Here is an 18,022-nt window from a genome sequence, read left to right on the forward strand (position 1 = left end):
CTGCAGTGTGGCAGCTGATTCATGGTCAAATCGGCCTCCAGCGCCCGTCCTGAAAGCGCGGGCAGCTATCAATAACAAAGCATTGTGGCCTTGCGCCAAGCCCTTCTTCAGCCATGCGCTTTTTCAAGGACCTGAGCCCTTCGGCCGCCACCGCCGGCGTGGTGGCGGTGCTGGTGGCCTACAGCAGCTCGGTGGCCATCGTGTTTCAGGCGGCGCGCGCGTTCGGTGCCACGCCGGAGCAGGTCGCCTCGTGGATGTGGGCGCTGGGCCTGGGCATGGGGCTGTGCACCGCGCTGCCCTCGCTGGTGCTGCGCCAACCGGTGATGGTGGCCTGGTCCACGCCCGGCGCGGCCGTGCTGGCGACGGCCGGGGTGGCGGGCGGCTTCGGCATGGGTGAGGCCGTGGGCGCTTTCATGGTGTGCGCGCTGCTCATCGTCGTGGCCGGCGCCACCGGCTGGTTCGAGCGCGTGATGAACCGCATCCCCATGGCGATTGCCGCAGCGCTGCTGGCCGGCGTGCTGGCGCGCTTCGGGCTGCAGGCGTTCGAGGCGGCGCCCGCAGCGCTGCCGCTGGTGCTGACGATGCTGGGCGTGTACCTGCTCGGTCGCCGCCTGGCGCCGCGCTACGCCGTGATGGCCACGCTGCTGGCCGGCATCGCGGTAGCCGGGCTGGTGGGGCAGATCAGCTCGCCCGGCATCGCCAGCGTGGGCGATGCGCTGGCGCGGCCGGTGTTCATGGCGCCCGTGTTCACCTGGCAGGCGGTGGTCAGCCTGGCGCTGCCGCTGTTCGTGGTGACGATGGCCTCGCAGAACCTGCCCGGCGTGGCGGTGATGCGCGCCACCGGCTATGCGCTGCCGGTGTCGCGCCTGATCACGCTGGCGGGCATCGTTACGCTGCTGCTGGCGCCGTTCGGTGCCTTCGCGCTCAACTTCAGCGCCATCACCGCCGCCATCTGCATGGGCGACGAGGCCCACCCCGACAAGGCGCGGCGCTACACCGCGGCCACGGTGTGCGGGCTGCTGTACATGGCGCTGGGCGTGTTCGGCGCGGTGATCGCGGCGCTGCTGGCGGCCTTTCCGAATGCGCTGGTGCTGGTCATCGCCGGGCTGGCGCTGCTGGGCAGCATCGGCAGCGGGCTGACGCAGGCGCTGCAGGAAGAGGGCACGCGCGAGGCGGCGCTCATCACCTTTCTCGTCACGCTCAGCGGTGTCGTCATCGCGGGCATCGGTTCGGCCTTCTGGGGCGTGGTGGCCGGCAGCGTGGCGCTGTTTGTGCAACAGTACGGCCGAAACCAACCCACCGCACCATGAAACTGCTCTTCGTCGCCGACCCCATCGAATCCTTCAAGGCCTACAAGGACACCACCTACACCATGATGCGCGAGGCGCAGCGCCGCGGCCACGCCATTGCCGTGTGCGAGCCGCGCCACCTGCGCTGGCAAAGCGGTGGCCAGGTGATGGCGCAGGTGCGCGACATCCGCCTGACGGGCAATGAGGATGACTGGTTCACCGAGGTCGGCACGCGCGATCTTGCGCTGAGCGAATTCGACGCCGTGCTGATGCGCAAGGACCCGCCCTTCGACGCCGAATTCATCTACGCCACGCACCTGCTGGAGCAGGCCGAGCGCGAAGGCGCGCGCGTCATCAACAGCCCGCAGGCGCTGCGCAACCACCCGGAGAAGCTGGCGGTGATGGAGTTCCAGCAGTACCTTGGCCCGACCCTGGTCACGCGCTCGCCCGAGGACGTGAAGCGCTTCCACGCCGAGCACGGCGAGATCGTGCTGAAACCCCTGGACGGCATGGGCGGCATGGGCATCTTCCGCGTCGGGCCCGACGGGCTGAACTTGGGGTCAATCACCGAGACGCTGAACCACCACGGTGCCACCACCTTCATGGTGCAGAAGTTTCTGCCCGAGATCGTGGCAGGCGACAAGCGCATCATCCTCATCGACGGCCAGCCCGCGCCCTACGTGCTGGCGCGCATTCCGCAGGGCAGCGAAGTGCGCGGCAACCTGGCCGCGGGCGGCAAGGGCGTGGCCCAGCCCCTCACCGACACCGACCGCGCCACCGCGCTGGCCATCGGCCAGGTGCTGGCGCCGCGCGGCCTGCTGCTGATCGGGCTCGACATCATCGGCACCAAGGTGACCGAGATCAACGTCACCAGCCCCACGGGCTTCCGCGAAATCCTCGACCAGACGGGTTGTGACGTGCCCGCGCTGTTCGTCGATGCGGTCGAGCGGGCCGTGGCACGCTGAGTCCGCCTCATGAGCCGATCAGACACCGCCACCGACGACCCGGCCACGCCCGACAAGGACACGCCGCTGCGCGACGACATCCGCCTGCTGGGGCGCATCCTGGGCGACACGCTGCGCGAGCAGGAGGGGCAGGCGCTGTACGAACTGGTCGAGCAGGTGCGGCGCACGGCCATCCGCTTTGCCCGCCACAACCACCCCGAAGCGCGCGCCGAGATGGCGGCGCTGCTCGACCCCCTGCCGCAGGACCAGGCGCAGGTGGTGGTGCGCGCCTTCAGCTACTTCCTGCAACTGGCCAACATCGCCGAGGACGAGCACCACGTGCGCCGCCGGCGTGCGCACGACCTGGCGCAGTCGCCGCCGCGCGAGGGCAGCCTGCCCTTTGCACTCGACCGCCTGGCGGCCGATGGCGTGGCCGCCGATACGCTGGCCGAGCTGCTGGGCCGCGCGCTGGTGGCCCCCGTGCTCACCGCGCACCCCACCGAGGTGCAGCGCCAAAGCCTGATCCACAACCACCGGCTGATTGCGGACCTGCTGGACCAGCGCGAACGCCTGCAGCTCACCCCCGACGAGGCCGCCGACAACGACGTGCAGCTGACCGATGCCGTGCTGCGCATGTGGCAGACGCGCATGCTGCGGCCGGTGCGGCTGAACGTGATCGACGAGGTACGCAACGGCATCAGCTACTTCGAAGAAACTTTCTTCACCGAGTTGCCCCGGCTGTACCTGCAGGCCGAGCAGCAGCTGCGCCAGCGCTATCCCGAACGGACGTGGCAGCTGCCGCCGTTGTTTCGCGTCGGCAGCTGGATCGGCGGCGACCGCGACGGCAACCCTTTCGTCACCGCCGAGACGCTGCAGCAGGCCATGCGCCTGCAGGCGTCGATGGCCTTTGCGCACTACGAGGCCGAGGTGCACGCGCTGGGCAGCGAGTTGGCGCTGTCCGAACTGTTCCTGCAGCCCACCGCCGCCTTGCGGGCGCTGGCCGAGCGCGCGGGCGATGCGTCGCCCCAGCGCGCCGACGAGCCTTACCGCCGCGCGCTGATCGGCATCTACGCGCGCCTGGTCGCCACGCAGCGGGGGCTGAACCCCGACACGCCGCCGCGGCATGGCGTGGCGGTGGCCGAGCCGTATGCCGATGCCGACGCACTGGGCGCCGATCTCGCCGTGCTGTCGGCCTCGTTGCGCAGCCACGGCAGCGGCGCCCTCGCGGCTGGCCGGCTGGCCCGGCTGCAGCGTGCGGTGCAGGTGTTCGGCTTTCACCTGGCACCGATCGACCTGCGCCAGAACTCCGACGTGCACGTGCGCACCGTGGCCGAACTGCTGGCGCTGGCGGGGCGTTGCGCCGATTACGCGGCGCTGCCGGAAGCAGCGCGCGTGGCCCTGCTGACGGAAGAGCTGGCATCGACGCGGCCGCTGCGCTCGCCGTACCTGGACTATTCCGAAGAGACACGCTCCGAACTCGCCATCTTCGACGCGGCCCGCGAACTCCGCGCGCGCCATGGCGCGGCCGCCATCGTCAACTGCATCATCTCCAAGACGGATGGCGTGTCGGACATGCTGGAGCTGGCGCTGCTGCTGAAGGAAAGCGGCCTGCTGCGCCCCGGCCCGAAGCCTCAGGCCGACGTGAACCTGGTGCCGCTCTTCGAGACCATCGAAGACCTGCAGCGCAGCGCGCAGACCATGGACGCGCTGTTCCGCCTGCCCGGCTACCGCAGCCTGGTGGCGGCGCGTGGCGACGAGCAGGAGGTGATGCTTGGCTATTCCGACAGCAACAAGGACGGCGGCTTCCTGACCTCGGGCTGGGAGCTGTACAAGGCCGAGATCGCGCTGGTCGAGGTCTGCCGCGCGCACGGCGTGCGGCTGCGCCTGTTCCATGGCCGGGGCGGCTCGGTCGGGCGCGGTGGCGGGCCGTCGTACCACGCCATCCTGGCGCAGCCACCGGGTGCGGTGTCGGGCCAGATCCGGCTGACCGAGCAGGGCGAGGTGATATCCGCCAAGTACGGCACGCCCGAAACGGGCCGCCGCAACCTGGAGGTGCTGCTGGCCGCCACGCTGGAGGCCAGCCTGGCCCGGCAGGAGGGCGAGGCCGCGGCGGTCGATCAGTTCCAGGCCGTCATGGACGATCTCTCACAACGCGCCTTCCAGGCCTACCGCGCGCTGGTCTACGAAACACCGGGGTTCGCCACCTACTTCCAGCAGTCCACCGTGGTGTCCGAGATCGCGGCGCTCAACATCGGCAGCCGCCCCGCGGCGCGCAAGTCGTCGCAGCGCATCGAGGACCTGCGGGCCATCCCCTGGGTGTTCAGCTGGTCGCAGTGCCGCCTCATGCTGCCGGGCTGGTACGGCTTCGGCTCGGCGGTGGAAGGCTATCTGCAGGCGAACCCGGATGGTCTGGTCAGCCTGCGCTGCATGCGCGCGTCGTGGTCGTTCTTCGCCAGCCTGCTGTCGAACATGGACATGGTGCTGGCCAAGACCGACATGGCCATCGCCTCGCGCTACGCCGATCTGGTGACGGATGCCGAACTGCGCGCCAAAATCTTCGAGCGCATCTGCGCTGAGTGGGCACTCACACGCCGCCACCTGCTGGCCATCCTGGAGCAGGATGAACTGCTGGCCGACAACCGCCAGCTCAGCCAGTCGCTGCAACTGCGTTCGCCCTACATGGACCCGCTCAACCACCTGCAGGTGGAGTTGCTCAAGCGCTACCGCGAGGGCGACACCAGCCCGCGCCTGGCCACTGGCATCCACATCACCATCAACGGCATCGCGTCAGGCTTGCGCAACAGCGGGTGAGGGTTCTCTGTGGTTGAAAATCGAGGAGGTATAGGGTGTTTAAGTTTATCTGATAAGCGCTAACAGCCTGAATGTATGGGAGTATATGGTGCGCCGGCACGGGCACGCTTCATAGCCTGTGCCAGATCGAATCGCACGCGTTCCACATAGTGATCCGACGACGGTGGCACGGAGCGAGGCAGGCGGCACGGCGGCAAAACCGATCCCCCATTCGCGCCCTTCGCTGACATCGCCAGCCGCCGCGCTCAGGCAGACTGGCTTGATGAGCGAAACAGCAGCGCCGAAGAAAAAGCCCTTCTCGATGATCCGCGAGTTCCACCTCGCGGACTGGTTCACGCTGGCCAACGCGGTGTGCGGGGTGGGGGCGATGTTCGCCATCATCACGTTCATCCAGACCGGCGAGGTGCACCACGTGTACTACGCCTGCGCGCTGGTGCTGGCGGCGCTGGTGTTCGACATCTTCGACGGCCGCGTGGCGCGCTGGCGGCAGAAGTCGTCGCTGCTGGGGCGCGAGCTGGATTCGCTGGCCGATGTGATCTCGTTCGGCGTGGCGCCGGCGCTGATCGCCTACGGCGTCGGCATGCAGGGGCTGTGGGACCGCATCATCCTGTGCTTCTTCGTCGCCTGCGGGGTGTCGCGGCTGGCGCGCTTCAATGTCACGGCCGAGGCCATGTCGGCCGGCGGCGACAAGGTGAAGTATTTCGAGGGCACGCCGATCCCCACTTCGATCCTGCTGGTGGCGCTGCTGTGCGTGGCCGCGGCCGTGGGCGCCATCGGGCCGGCCCTGTGGGGTGGCTCGCTGAAGATCGCCGGCTACACGCTGCACCCGCTGGTGCTGCTGTACGCGCTGTCGGGCTCGCTGATGATCAGCCGCATCCGCATCCCGAAGCTCTGATTCTTTACAAGTCAAATCGGCCTCCGGCGCCTGTCAATCAAGCGCAGACAGCTATTGATTGAATAGTGTCAGGCGCTGCGCCCCGTGGCGCATTGGCCTATCATCGGCGGCTTCCCATGCCCGATTCCGATCGCCCGGCGGCCGCGGCCGCCCCCTCATCCGCCGACCTTGGCCCGCTGGCGCCGTTCCAGCACGGTGTGTTCACCATGCTGTGGAGCACCTGGCTGATCGCCAACCTGTGCATGTGGATGAACGACGTGGCGGCGGCCTGGCTGATGACCACGCTGACTTCCACGCCGATCTGGGTGGCGCTGGTGCAGACGGCGGCCACGCTGCCCGTGTTTCTGCTCGGCCTGCCCTCGGGCGCGCTGGCCGACATCCTGGACCGCAAGCGCTTTTTGTTCTTCACCCAGGTGTGGGTGGCGGTGGTGGGCGGGCTGCTGGCGCTGGCGATTTTTCTGGACGTGGTGACGCCGCCGCTGCTGCTGGTGCTGTTGTTCCTCAACGGCGTGGGGCTGGCGCTGCGCTGGCCGGTGTTCTCGGCCATCGTGCCCGAGCTGGTGCCGCGTGCCAAGCTGCCGGCGGCGCTGGCGCTGAACGGCGTGTCGATGAACGCCTCGCGCATCATGGGGCCGCTGATCGCCGGTGCCGTCATCGCCAGCCTGGGCAGTGCCTGGGTGTTCCTGCTGAACGCGCTGCTGTCGGTGGGCGCGGCGGTGGTCATCACGCGCTGGCGGCGCGAGCACAAGCCTGACCCGCTGGGGCGCGAAAGCCTGCGCGGCGCCATGCGCGTGGGGCTGCAGTACGTGGCGCAGTCCTACCACCTCAAGGGCGTGCTGCTGCGCATCGGCATCTTCTTCTTCCACTCCACCGCGCTGATGGCGCTGCTGCCGCTGGTGGCGCGCCACATCAAGGGTGGCGATGCCGGCACCTTCACCGTGCTGCTGGCGGCCATGGGGGCAGGTGCCATCGCCTCCACCTTCGCGCTGCCGCGGCTGCGGCAGACGTTCTCGCGCGACAAGGTGGTGCTGCTGGGCGCCGGCGTGCAGGCGGCCACCATGGCCATCATGGCCGTCAACACCAACATCTGGCTCGGCGTGCTGGCCATGGCGCTGGGCGGCGCGGCGTGGCTGACCACGGCCAACACGCTCAGCGTGTCGGCGCAGATCAGCCTGCCCGACTGGGTGCGCGCGCGCGGTATGTCGATGTACCAGATGGCCATCATGGGCGCGTCGGCCTCGGGCGCGGCGGTGTGGGGCCAGGTGGCCACCTGGAGCAGCGTGCCCGTGGCGCTGGGCCTGGGCGCGGCCAGCGGCATCGCCGCCATGGCGCTGGCCAGCTGGCGATGGCCCGACCGCGGCGTGATGGAAGACCCCACGCCCGCCGGCCCCCTGCCGCGCCCCAACGTCACCGCGCCACCAGAGAGCGGTCACGTGCTGGTGACCATCGAATACCGCATCGACCCCATCGACGCGCCGGCCTTCCGCGCGCTGATGGAGGAAAGCCGCCGCTCGCGCCTGCGCCAGGGTGCGGTGGGTTGGGAGCTGCTGCACGACATCAACGAGCCGGGGCGCTTTGTCGAGGTGATCGAGGACGCGTCATGGACCGACCACCTGCGCCGCTTCGAGCGCGTCAGCGCCGCCGACGTGGCGCTGCGCGAGCGCAAGCTGGCTTACCACCTGGGCGATGAACCGCCCGTGGTGCGGCGCGCGGTGCGCGAGACGACGGTGCGGGGGGCTTGAGCATGGGGCTGCGGGTGTAGGCAGGGTATTTGTGCATACTCCCTGCATAGGTGACTGCTTGCGCCCGACTATCGGGCACAAGAGCAATATACTCCCTGTTTGACGCTGGTGCTGCGACGCTGCCTTCAGGCTTCCAGCGGCGCCCCATCCACGAACACCTTCAGCTCGCCGGGCGCGAACGGCGTCCACTGCTCGTCGCGCGTCAGCGGCGTGGTGGCCACCACAGCCACGCGGTCGCTGGGCGTGGTGTGCTCGGCAAAGTTGACCGACAGGTCCTCGTCCGCCAACTGCGCGCTGGCAAACGGGTGCTGGCGCACGATGTAGCACAGCTTGGTCGAGCCGTGCGCCCACAGCGCCTCGCCGTTGGAGAGCAGCATGTTGAAGGTGCCGTGGCGCGCCACCTGCGGCACCAGCTCGCGCAGCGTGCGCGTCAGCTCATCCACCGGCGGCACACTGGCGTGGGCCTTGGCCAGCTCCTGCATCAGCCAGCAGAAGGCCTGCTCACTGTCGGTGCTGCCCACGGGGCGGAAGTGGCCGTGCAGGCGCGGCGCGTAGTCCTTCAAATCGCCGTTGTGGGCGAACACCCAGTAGCGGCCCCACAGCTCGCGCACGAAGGGGTGGCAGTTCTCCAGCGTCACCGCGCCCACCGTGGCCTTGCGGATGTGCGAGATGACGTTGCGGCTCTTGATGGGGTAGCGGCGGATCAGCTCGGCCACGGGCGATTCGGCCGCGGCACCCGGGTCGACGAACAGGCGCGCGCCGCGCCCCTCGAAGAAGGCAATGCCCCAGCCATCGGCATGGTGGTCGGTGCGGCCGCCGCGCTGCGCGAAACCGGCGAAGCTGAACGTCACGTCCGTCGGCGTGTTGCAGTTCATCCCCAGCAGCTGGCACATGGGGCGATTATGCGATCCGCTCCGGCGGCTGCACGGGTTGGTTCAGGTGCCGCGCGGCCAGCATGGCCAGCCCGCACAGCGCGGCCAGGATGAGGAATACGTCGTCGAACGCCGCCAGCCGCGCGGCGCTGGGCGGGCCGTCGGTCAGCGAGGCCCCGCGCGCCACCAGCCGCCATTCGAGCAGGATGCCGCACAGGCTGACGCCCGCCGCGCCACCCAGCATGCGCACGAAGTTGATGGTGCTGGAGCCCTGCGGAATCAGCGCCTTATCCAACCCGCGCATGGCGCCCAGGTTGAGCGAGGGCAGGATGAAGCCGAGGCCGATGCGGCCGATGACGGTGATCGCCATCAGCAGCCACAGGCTGGATTGCAGCCCGATCACCACCATGGCGGCAAACGATAGCGCCAGCAGCGACAGGCCCATGCTCACCAGCCCGCTGGCGGGTTGCCGGTCGGCCGCGCGCGCCGCCAGCGGAATCGCCAGCGCCAGCACCAGGCCCGAGGGCAGCAGAATGCTGCCCACCAGCGAGGCCGACAGCCCCAGCCCCATCTGCATGTACACCGGCAGCAGGTAGGTGGAGCCGAACAGGGCGGTGCCGTAGATCAGCGCCACCAGCGCGCCCATGGCAAACGGCCGCCAGGCAAACAGCGCCAGGTTCATCAGCGGCGCCTGCCCCCGCCGCGCGCGCCGCCGCTGCCAGGCAATGAAGGCCACCAGGCACACGGCCGCCAGCGTCAGCAGCAGCGCGGCCTCCATCGGCGGGCCGCTGCGCAGCGCCACCAGGCCGTTGAGCAGGCTCAGCGTGCCCATGGTGCCCACCGTCAGGCCGATCCAGTCGAGCGACTCGGCCCGGCTGGCCGCTGCGCCGCCCGGCCCCGTGGTGGGCACGTAGCGCCGCGCCATCCACAGGCACAGCGCACAGAACGGCGCCACCATGAAGAAGATCGATCGCCAGCCGAAGGCATCGACCAGCAGGCCGCCCACCGACGGCCCCAGCGCTGGCGCCAGTACCACGCCCATGCCGAACAGCCCGCTGGCGCGGCCCTGCTCGTGCGGCTCGAAGGCGCGCATGATGATGATGGCCGGGATCGGCTGCACCACGCCCGCGGCCAGCCCCTCGGCCACGCGCGCCACCAGCACCAGCGGGTAGTTTTGCGCAAAGCCGCCCAGCAGCCCGCCGGCCAGCAGCAGCACCATGCAGCCGTTGAAGGTGGCGCGGTAGCCGAAGCGCGCCAGCAGCCAGGGCGTGACCAGCATCGACACCGTGCTGGCCACCATGAAGCCGCTGGTGACCCACTGCGCGCGCTCCTGCCCCAGCGCGAACTGGTGCGACAGCCCCGGAATCGCCACGTTGACCACGGTGGACGACATGATCGAGGCCATCACCCCCACCATCACCGTGGCCAGCAGCAGCCAGCGGTAGCGCGGGCCGTAGCGGGCGCGCAGCGCCTCGCCCGAACCGGGCACGGGCGCTGGGCTAGAGGGGCTGGACATGGGGTGGGCGCGGGCCAAAAGGGACTGAGCATAACGGCGCCGCAGCGCTATCATGGCCGCATGAAAACCGCTCCCTGGGCCTTGGCCACCTTCTCTGCCGCCGTGCTGGCCCTGGCGGCGCTCCAACCCGCGCAGGCGCAGGACGCAGCGGCGGCGCAGCCGCGGTCGGGCATGCCCGTCGGCTCGGCGCTGGCGGCCGACATGGGCTGCCTGAACTGCCATGGCACGCCGCCGCGCGGCGACGCGCCCGCCTTCAAGGCCATGCGCGAACGCGCCGCCAGCCGCGAGGGCGACCGCAGCGGCATCGCCGCCCACTGGGTGGAGGAAATGCGCGCCACCACCAGCGGCTGGCGCACCATCGTCGGCCACCGCCAGGTCAGCGACGAGACGGCGCGCGCGCTGGCCGACTGGCTGGTGCAGCCGCTGCCGGCCAAGCCGGTGAACTGATCAGCCGGGCGCCGGCGCGGCGCGTTCGGCGCAGGTGCGGCAGATGCAGGCCTGCCGGCGCGCTTCGGGCGGCAGCCGATCCAGCAGCGCGGGCGAGAAATCCACCTGCGTGCACCAGCAAGGCGGCTGCGGCTGGCCGCTGGCGCGCTCGGTCTCCATGGCGCAGGCGTTGGACTGGCCGCACAAGGGGCAGCGCGTGGGATCGGTCACGGTCTGGGGGTGCATGCGGGTGGTATTCTGCGGGACAGGCGCCTGCCGCAGGCGGCGCAGTCGAGTTTTGTGCTTTTTGATGATTGCAGGAGAGAAGAGATGAGCGATGCCCTGACCCCGGCCCAGCTGAAGGAGCTGAAGGATCTGCTGCTGGCCCGCCGCAAGGAGCTGCAGGACGAGATGGAGCAGAACCTGGCCAACCTGGCGCCGGCCGAGCGCACCAGCAGCGTGTCGCAGGACGAAAGCGCGCGCCTGAAGAACCAGACGCGCGAGGTCGATTCGGTGCTGACCACGCTGGACGCGCAGGAACTGGCGCGCATCGACCGTGCGCTGGAGGCCATGGAAGCGGGCGACTACGGCCTGTGCGACGAGTGCGGCTGCAACATCCCGTTCGAGCGCCTGAAGATCGAGCCGATGACCCAGCACTGCGTGGCCTGCAAGTCGGCCTGGGAGCAGAAGCAGGGCATCCGCGGCTGAACGCGGCAGCGCGGCCATGCAGCAAAAAGGGCGCCGGCGGCGCCCTTTTTGTTGGTCTGGATATGGGTATGCATCGCCAGCGCTTGTGCAGCAAGCGCTGGCGGATGACATATGGGGGAGTATATGCTTCCCTCCGAATGCTCAGGCCCCCGCCTTCACCTTCTGCCGCCAGGCGTGCAGCAGCGGCTCGGTGTAGCCGCTGGGCTGTTCGACACCCTTGAACACCAGATCGCACGCGGCCTGGAAGGCGGCCGACTTGGCGAAGTTGCCGTGCATGCGGCGGTACAGCGGGTCGCCGCCGTTCTGCTGGTCGACCAGCGCGGCCATGCGCTCCATCGTGGCCTGCACCTGGCCCTTGCTGACCACGCCATGCAGCAGCCAGTTGGCCATGTGCTGGCTGCTGATGCGCAGCGTGGCACGGTCTTCCATCAGGCCGATGTGGTTGATGTCGGGTACCTTGGAGCAGCCCACGCCCTGGTCCACCCAGCGCACCACGTAGCCCAAGATGCCTTGGGCATTGTTGTCCAGCTCCTGCTGCTTCTCGTGGTCGGTCCACTTGGCCTCGGGCACCACGGGGATGGTGAGCAGGCCGGTCAGCAGCTCGTCGCGCAGGACGTTGACGTCGGCCTTGGCCAGCTCGGCCAGCAACTGCTTCTGCACGTCGCTGACCAGCACCTGGTGGTAGTGCATGGCGTGCAGCGTGGCGCCGGTGGGGTTGGGCACCCAGGCGGTGTTGGCGCCGGCCTTGGGGTGGCCGATCTTCTGCTTCATCATCTCGGCCATCAGGTCGGGCGCGGCCCACATGCCCTTGCCGATCTGCGCCTTGCCACTCAGGCCGCAGGCCAGGCCCACCAGCACGTTGTTGCGCTCATAGGCCTGGATCCAGGCGCTGGTCTTCATGTCGCCCTTGCGGTACACCGGACCGGCCTGCATGCAGCTGTGCATCTCGTCGCCGGTGCGGTCCAGAAAGCCCGTGTTGATGAAGGCCACGCGCGATTTGGCGGCGTCGATGCAGGCCTTGAGGTTGACGGAGGTGCGGCGCTCCTCGTCCATGATGCCCAGCTTGACGGTGCTGTCGGCCAGCCCCAGCAGCTGTTCGACGCGGCCGAACAGCTCGTTGGCGAAGGCCACTTCGGCCGGGCCGTGCATCTTGGGCTTGACGATGTACAGGCTGCCGGTGCGCGAGTTGCGCAGGCCGTTCGCGCCCATGCCGCGCAGGTCGTACATGCCGATGGTGGTGGTGATGGCGGCGTCCAGGATGCCTTCGGGGATTTCCTTCCATTTGCCGTCGCTGCCTTTCCACAGCACGGCAGGGTTGGTCATCAGGTGGCCGACGTTGCGCACGAACATGAGCGAGCGTCCGTGCAGCGACACCTCGCGCTTGCCGTTGGCGGCGGTGTAGACGCGGTCGGGGTTCAGGCCGCGCGTCATCATCTTGCCGTCCTTCTCGAACGACTCGGTCAGCGTGCCGCGCAGGATGCCGAGCCAGTTGCGGTAGCCCAGCACCTTGTCCTCGGCGTCGACGGCGGCCACCGAATCCTCCAGGTCGAGGATGGTGGAGACGGCGGCCTCGACCACCAGGTCGGCCACGCCGGCCGGGTCGTTCTTGCCGATGGGCGACTTGGGGTTGATGCGGATGTCGAGGTGCAGGCCGTTGTGCACCAGCAGGATCGAGGTGGGCGCCTTGGCATCGCCCTGGTAACCCACGAACTGGCGGTTGTCCGCCAGCTTGCTGCTCTTGCCGCCCTTGAGCTTGACCACCAGCTCGCCGTCCTTGACCACGTAGCCGGTGGAGTTGACGTGCGAGCCCTTCTTGAGCGGCGCGCAGCGGTCGAGCACGTGGCGTGCCCACTCGATCACCTTGGCGCCGCGCTTGGCGTTGTACTTGCTGCCTTTTTCCAGGCCCTTGGTTTCGGCAATCACGTCGGTGCCGTACAGCGCGTCGTACAGACTGCCCCAGCGCGCGTTGGCGGCGTTGAGTGCGTAGCGGGCGTTGAGGATGGGCACCACCAGCTGCGGGCCGGCCTGCACGGCCAGCTCGTCATCGACGTTGGCGGTGGTCACCTGCACGCTGGCGGGGTTGGGCACCAGGTAGCCGATGCCTTCCAGAAAGGCGCGGTAGGCGCGCATGTCCTTGATGGGGCCGGGGTTGGCGCCGTGCCAGGTGTCCAGCTCTTTCTGCAGGCGGTCGCGCTCGGCCAGCAGGGCGGCGTTCTTGGGCGCCAGGTCGGTCACGAGGCTGGAGAAGCCCTGCCAGAAGGTGGCCGGCGCCACGCCCAGGTCGGGCAGCACCTCCTGGTTGACGAAGTGGTACAGCTCGTTGGCGATCTTCAGGTCGCGGACGGTGGTGCGTGCGGTCATGGCGGGCCTCTGGTGCAAAAAAACAGGAATCGGGCGCCCCATGCACCCGCTGCAGACACTGTATTCGAATTGTTTTGGGCAATAAATGGCAGGCAGATTGAAAAACCTTTGACTTTTTCGCAATGATTAGTCGTGCCTTCGATCTCGACTGCAGGCGTATGCTGCGCTCCACACATAGAACGAGGAGACGCGCATGCCCGGCTTCGATCCGCACCAGATCCACCACAGCCCGTACAAGAACAAGATCGTCACCGCCGCCGAGGCCGTGCAACTGGTGCACGACGGCGACACCGTGGCCACCGGCGGCTTCGTCGGCATCGGCTTTGCCGAAGGCGTGGCGGTGGCGCTGGAAGAGCGCTTCCTCGCCTCGCAGCACCCGCGCGACCTGACGCTGGTCTACGCCGGCGGCCAGGGCGACGGCAAGACGCGCGGGCTCAACCACTTCGGCCACGCGGGGCTGCTCAAGCGCGTGATCGGCGGGCACTGGGGCCTGGTGCCCAAGGTGCAGAAGCTGGCTGTGGACAACCAGATCGAGGCCTGGAACCTGCCGCAGGGCGTGATCACGCACCTGTTCCGCGACATCGCCGCCGGCAAGCCGGGCACGCTGACGCGCGTGGGGCTCGACACCTTCGTCGACCCGCGCCACGGCGGCGGCAAGCTGAACGCGCGCACCACCGAAGACCTGGTGCAGCTGCTGCGCGTGGGCGACGAGGACTGCCTGCTCTACAAGGCCTTCCCCATCCACGTCGGCATCATCCGCGCCACCACAGCCGACCCGGACGGCAACCTGACCATGGAGCGCGAGGCGCTGACGCTGGAGGCGCTGGCCATCGCCATGGCGGCGCGCAACTCGGGCGGCGTGGTGATCGCCCAGGTCGAGCGCCTGGCCGAGCGCGGCACGCTGCACCCGCGCCAGGTCAAGGTGCCGGGCGTGCTGGTGGATGCGGTGGTGGTGGCGCACGACCCGGCGCACCACCAGCAGACCTTTGCCGAGCCCTACAACCCAGCCTTCGCCGCCGAGATCCGCGTGCCGGTGGACCGGCTGGCGCCCATGGGCCTGTCGGAGCGCAAGATCATCGCCCGCCGCGCGGCGCTGGAGCTGCGCCCGCACCAGGTGGTCAACCTCGGCATCGGCATGCCCGAGGGCGTGGCCAACGTGGCGGCGGAAGAGAAGATCATCGACCTGCTGACACTCACCGCCGAGCCCGGCGTGGTGGGCGGCATCCCGGCCGGCGGGCTGAACTTCGGCGCCGCGGTGAACCCGCAGGCCATCATCGACCAGCCCTACCAGTTCGACTTCTACGACGGCGGCGGGCTCGACCTGGCGGTGCTGGGCCTGGCGCAGGCCGACAGCCAGGGCAACCTGAACGTCAGCAAGTTTGGCCCGCGGCTGGCGGGGGCGGGCGGCTTCATCAACATCAGCCAGAACGCGCGCACGGTGGTGTTCGTCGGCACCTTCACCACCGGGCAACTGGAGGTGCGGCTTCAGGATGGGCAACTCGCCATCGTGCGCGAGGGCGGCGCGCGCAAGTTCGTGCGCGCCGTCGAGCACCGCACCTTCAGCGGCGCCGAAGCGGTGCGGCGCGGCCAGCGCGTGCTGTACGTGACCGAGCGCGCCGTGTTCCGCCTGGTGCCGGCCGAGGACGGTGACGGCGGTGCGCTGGAGCTGTTCGAGATCGCGCCCGGCATCGACCTGGAGCGCGACGTGCTGGCCCACATGTCGTTCAAGCCGCACATCGCGGCCGATCTGAAGACCATGGACGCGCGCTTGTTCGTGCCCGAGCTGATGGGCCTGCGCAGCGATCTGCTGGAGCGCCCGCTGGGCGAGCGCCTGCACCTCGACCCGGCGGCGCGCGTGCTGCACATCGACTTCTCGGGGCTGCAGGTCAACTCGTCGGCCACCATCGTCGCCATCGACTCGGCCGTGCGCGCGCTGCTGCAGCCTTTCGGCGAGCGGGTGGACGTGGTGGTCAACTACGACCACTTCGGCATCGTGCCCGAGCTGGTCGACGCCTATGCCGACATGGTGCACGGGTTGACGGCCGAGCTGTACAAGCGCGTCACGCGCTACGGCACCACGGGCTTCGTCAAGTCGCGCCTGAAGTTCGCGGCAGGCGACTGATTGCTAATGAATTGATAGCTGTTTGCGCTTTCTGGACGGGCGCTGGAGGCTGATTTGGCTTGAAATCACTCCAGCGGCTCGCGCACCGAGCGCACCGCCATCCACAGCGCGGCGATCCACACCGGCGCCGCCTGCACCAGCGCCAGGCCGAAGCTGCCCTTGGCGATCTGCCAGGCCCAGGCCAGCGCCACCAGCAGCAGCACGCCATGCAGCACCATGGCCCAGCGGCTGCACTGCAGCAGCAGCCAGCCTACGGCGGCCGAGCCGACGCCGCACAGCAGGTAGTACAGCCCGCCGCCGCGCGACAACATCACCAGCCCGCCGAACATCAGCATCACGCCCCAGGCGATCAGCACCAGGCCCACCAGGCGTGGCGGGCCGTCGGCGCGCGAGCGCGCCTCGTCCTGGCGCGCGATCAACTCCAGTTGCTGCACCAGTGCGTCGTGCGGCGCGGGGGCCGGGTCGTCGGCAGGGGCCGGCGGCGCCAGGGGCGGGTCGACCGCGCCGCGCAGGGGGGCTGCGACGGCGCGCTCGGTCAGGGTCGGGATCGGGCCAGCCGGCGGGCGCGGGGCCGACGTGGGCCTGGGCGGCGTGGCGCTGGGCATCGCGGCCGGGCTGCTGCCGGTGGCTGCGCGCATGCGGCCTTCCAACTCGGCCTTGGCGCGCCGGCTGCCGCGCTCAGCCAGCTTCTGCAGCTGCACCAGGCTCAGCGTGCGGACATCGACGCTGGATTTGGCGGAGGACGAGGACGGTGCGGCGGACATGGTGTAACAAGGCGCGACAGGCGCGCGCCATGATCGCACACCCCGCCAGCACCACCAAAGGCCGTGTGGCGCCCGCGCCGCACCTGTGCGCGGCCGCTGCGGATAATTCCCGCCCATGGACAAGCTCAAGGCCTTCGAGACTTTCGCCTCGGTGGCTGCGCGCGGCTCGCTCAGCGCCGCCGCCCGCGCCGAAGGGGTGGCACCGGCCGTCATCAGCCGCCGGCTCGACGCGCTGGAAGAGCACCTGGGCGTCAAGCTGCTGGTGCGCACCACGCGCCGCATCGCCCTCACCCATGAGGGCACGGCCTTTCTGGACGACTGCCAGCGCATTCTGGCCGAGGTGGCGGGGGCCGAGGCCAGCGTGTCGGCCGGCGGCGTGCAGGCCAGCGGGCATTTGCGCATCACCGCGCCGGCGGGCTTTGGGCGACGGCACGTGGCGCCGTTGCTGCCGGATTTTCACGCCGCGCACCCGCGGCTGCGCATCTCGCTCAACCTGTCCGACCGCGTGATCGACCTGGCCGGCGAAGGCTACGACTGCGCCGTGCGCGTGGGCGACCTGCCCGATTCGTCGCTGGTCAGCATCCGCCTGGCCGACAACCGCCGCATGGCCGTGGCCGCGCCCGACTATCTGGCGCTCCGCGGCACGCCGCAGCACCCGCGCGATCTGGCGCAGCACGATTGCCTGGTGCTGTCGTCCGACGCCTCGCAGACGCGCGGCTGGGCATTCGCGGATGAGGACGGGCAAGTGACGTACCTGCGCCCCGGCGGCCCGCTGGACTGCAGCGACGGCCAGGTGCTGCACGACTGGTGCCTGGCCGGCCACGGCATCGCCTGGCGCAGCACCTGGGAGGTGGAGCACGAGATCGCCGCCGGCCTGCTGGTGGAGGTGCTGGCCGACTTTGCCGCGCCGCCCAACGGCATCTACGCCATCCTGCCGCACCCCACGCGCCACGCGCCGCTGCGGGTGCGGCTGTGGGTGGATTTCCTGCGCGAGCGCTACGGCGATGCCGCCTTCTGGCGCCGCGCGGGCTGAGGCGGCGGTTAGCATCGCGCCATGCTCGAACCCTGGCTCGCCTTCTTTCACATCAGCGCCTTCCTGGGCTGGATCGTGTTCGCCTCGGCGCAGGCCGCGCTGTGCCGCACCGAATGGCTCAACGCCGCCGTGGTGCCGCGGCTGGTGCGGCTGGACGTCATCCTGTGGATTGCCACCGCCGCCGTGCTGCTGTCGGGCCTGGCGCGCATCTACTGGGGCGCCAAGGGCAGCGCCTGGTACTGGAGCAACTGGCTGCTGCATCTGAAGCTGACGCTGTTCATCGTCGCCGCCATCATGCAGATTGGCCCCGCGCGGCAGTACCGCCGCTGGCGCGACCGGCTGGCCGCTGGCGGCGCGCTGCCGTCCGACACCGAAATCCGGGGTGCGCGCCGGCTGGTGATGCTGGCCACGCACGTGGTGGCGGTGATCCCGCTGGCGGCGGTGTTCCTGGTGCGGGGCTGGGGCGCCTGAAGCGTCGATAGCTATCGTATAGATAGCTGATTGCGCTTGCCGGATAAGCGCTGAAGGCCGATTTGGCT

At 69.5% G+C, this 18,022-nt stretch carries 15 protein-coding genes; 10 read left to right on the forward strand and 5 right to left on the reverse strand.

From position 1 onward, the window contains the following. Window positions 1-113: 113 nt before the first annotated feature. From ACFSCU_RS13695 to ACFSCU_RS13715, 5 genes are all read left to right on the forward strand, one after another. Window positions 114-1,310, forward strand: coding sequence for a benzoate/H(+) symporter BenE family transporter (locus ACFSCU_RS13695; protein ID WP_180550173.1), 1,197 nt, complete (start codon window positions 114-116; stop codon window positions 1,308-1,310). Continuing rightward, window positions 1,307-2,254: a glutathione synthase gene (gshB, locus tag ACFSCU_RS13700; RefSeq protein ID WP_180550172.1), complete on the forward strand. Its 948-nt coding sequence runs from the start codon at window positions 1,307-1,309 to the stop codon at window positions 2,252-2,254. The genes ACFSCU_RS13695 and gshB overlap by 4 nt, the downstream gene beginning before the upstream one ends. A gap of 9 nt (window positions 2,255-2,263) precedes the next feature. Further along, window positions 2,264-5,044 (forward strand): phosphoenolpyruvate carboxylase, encoded by a 2,781-nt coding sequence (ppc, locus tag ACFSCU_RS13705; protein WP_377560959.1) that lies wholly within the window; start codon window positions 2,264-2,266, stop codon window positions 5,042-5,044. A gap of 262 nt (window positions 5,045-5,306) precedes the next feature. Continuing rightward, entirely contained in the window at window positions 5,307-5,939 is a 633-nt protein-coding gene (gene pssA, locus ACFSCU_RS13710; protein ID WP_180550171.1) for a CDP-diacylglycerol--serine O-phosphatidyltransferase, read from the forward strand. A 116-nt stretch (window positions 5,940-6,055) separates the two neighbouring features. Further along, complete coding sequence (locus ACFSCU_RS13715) at window positions 6,056-7,681, forward strand: MFS transporter (RefSeq protein ID WP_377560960.1); 1,626 nt, start codon at window positions 6,056-6,058, stop codon at window positions 7,679-7,681. Window positions 7,682-7,806: 125 nt separating this feature from the next. Here the strand turns inward: ACFSCU_RS13715 and ACFSCU_RS13720 are convergent, their stop codons facing one another. After that, window positions 7,807-8,574 carry a class II glutamine amidotransferase gene (locus ACFSCU_RS13720; RefSeq protein ID WP_377560961.1) on the reverse strand — a complete coding sequence of 256 codons (768 nt, stop codon included), beginning with the start codon at window positions 8,572-8,574 and terminating at the stop codon, window positions 7,807-7,809. A 7-nt stretch (window positions 8,575-8,581) separates the two neighbouring features. Then, window positions 8,582-10,069: an MFS transporter gene (locus tag ACFSCU_RS13725; protein WP_377560962.1), complete on the reverse strand. Its 1,488-nt coding sequence runs from the start codon at window positions 10,067-10,069 to the stop codon at window positions 8,582-8,584. Window positions 10,070-10,129: 60 nt separating this feature from the next. Between ACFSCU_RS13725 and ACFSCU_RS13730 the strand changes: the two genes are divergently transcribed. Then, the gene (locus tag ACFSCU_RS13730) at window positions 10,130-10,516 is read left to right on the forward strand and encodes a c-type cytochrome (RefSeq protein ID WP_180550170.1); all 387 of its coding nucleotides are present in this window, start codon (window positions 10,130-10,132) and stop codon (window positions 10,514-10,516) included. On the opposite strand, the gene ACFSCU_RS13735 is transcribed toward ACFSCU_RS13730, so the two are convergent. Next, the gene (locus ACFSCU_RS13735) at window positions 10,517-10,741 is read right to left on the reverse strand and encodes a cysteine-rich CWC family protein (protein ID WP_180550169.1); all 225 of its coding nucleotides are present in this window, start codon (window positions 10,739-10,741) and stop codon (window positions 10,517-10,519) included. Between the two features lie 84 nt (window positions 10,742-10,825). Here ACFSCU_RS13735 and ACFSCU_RS13740 point away from each other — a divergent pair, with 84 nt between their 5' ends. Then, the gene (locus ACFSCU_RS13740) at window positions 10,826-11,203 is read left to right on the forward strand and encodes a TraR/DksA family transcriptional regulator (protein ID WP_180550168.1); all 378 of its coding nucleotides are present in this window, start codon (window positions 10,826-10,828) and stop codon (window positions 11,201-11,203) included. Between the two features lie 141 nt (window positions 11,204-11,344). On the opposite strand, the gene ACFSCU_RS13745 is transcribed toward ACFSCU_RS13740, so the two are convergent. Next, window positions 11,345-13,564 (reverse strand): malate synthase G, encoded by a 2,220-nt coding sequence (locus ACFSCU_RS13745; RefSeq protein ID WP_180550167.1) that lies wholly within the window; start codon window positions 13,562-13,564, stop codon window positions 11,345-11,347. A gap of 193 nt (window positions 13,565-13,757) precedes the next feature. On the opposite strand from ACFSCU_RS13745, the gene ACFSCU_RS13750 reads away from it, so the two are divergent. Continuing rightward, the gene (locus tag ACFSCU_RS13750; protein ID WP_180550166.1) at window positions 13,758-15,686 is read left to right on the forward strand and encodes an acyl CoA:acetate/3-ketoacid CoA transferase; all 1,929 of its coding nucleotides are present in this window, start codon (window positions 13,758-13,760) and stop codon (window positions 15,684-15,686) included. A gap of 65 nt (window positions 15,687-15,751) precedes the next feature. On the opposite strand, the gene ACFSCU_RS13755 is transcribed toward ACFSCU_RS13750, so the two are convergent. After that, the gene (locus tag ACFSCU_RS13755) at window positions 15,752-16,450 is read right to left on the reverse strand and encodes a hypothetical protein (protein ID WP_377560963.1); all 699 of its coding nucleotides are present in this window, start codon (window positions 16,448-16,450) and stop codon (window positions 15,752-15,754) included. Window positions 16,451-16,565: 115 nt separating this feature from the next. On the opposite strand from ACFSCU_RS13755, the gene ACFSCU_RS13760 reads away from it, so the two are divergent. Together ACFSCU_RS13760 and ACFSCU_RS13765 are read left to right on the forward strand one after the other, a co-directional pair. Beyond that, a complete protein-coding gene (locus ACFSCU_RS13760; protein WP_180550164.1) occupies window positions 16,566-17,483 on the forward strand; it encodes a LysR family transcriptional regulator in 918 nt (305 codons plus the stop codon). A gap of 21 nt (window positions 17,484-17,504) precedes the next feature. Continuing rightward, window positions 17,505-17,954 carry a DUF2214 family protein gene (locus tag ACFSCU_RS13765; protein WP_180550163.1) on the forward strand — a complete coding sequence of 150 codons (450 nt, stop codon included), beginning with the start codon at window positions 17,505-17,507 and terminating at the stop codon, window positions 17,952-17,954. Window positions 17,955-18,022 lie beyond the last annotated feature (68 nt).

This window comes from Ottowia beijingensis (assembly GCF_042680925.1).
Taxonomy (GTDB): Bacteria; Pseudomonadota; Gammaproteobacteria; order Burkholderiales; family Burkholderiaceae_C; genus Ottowia; species Ottowia beijingensis.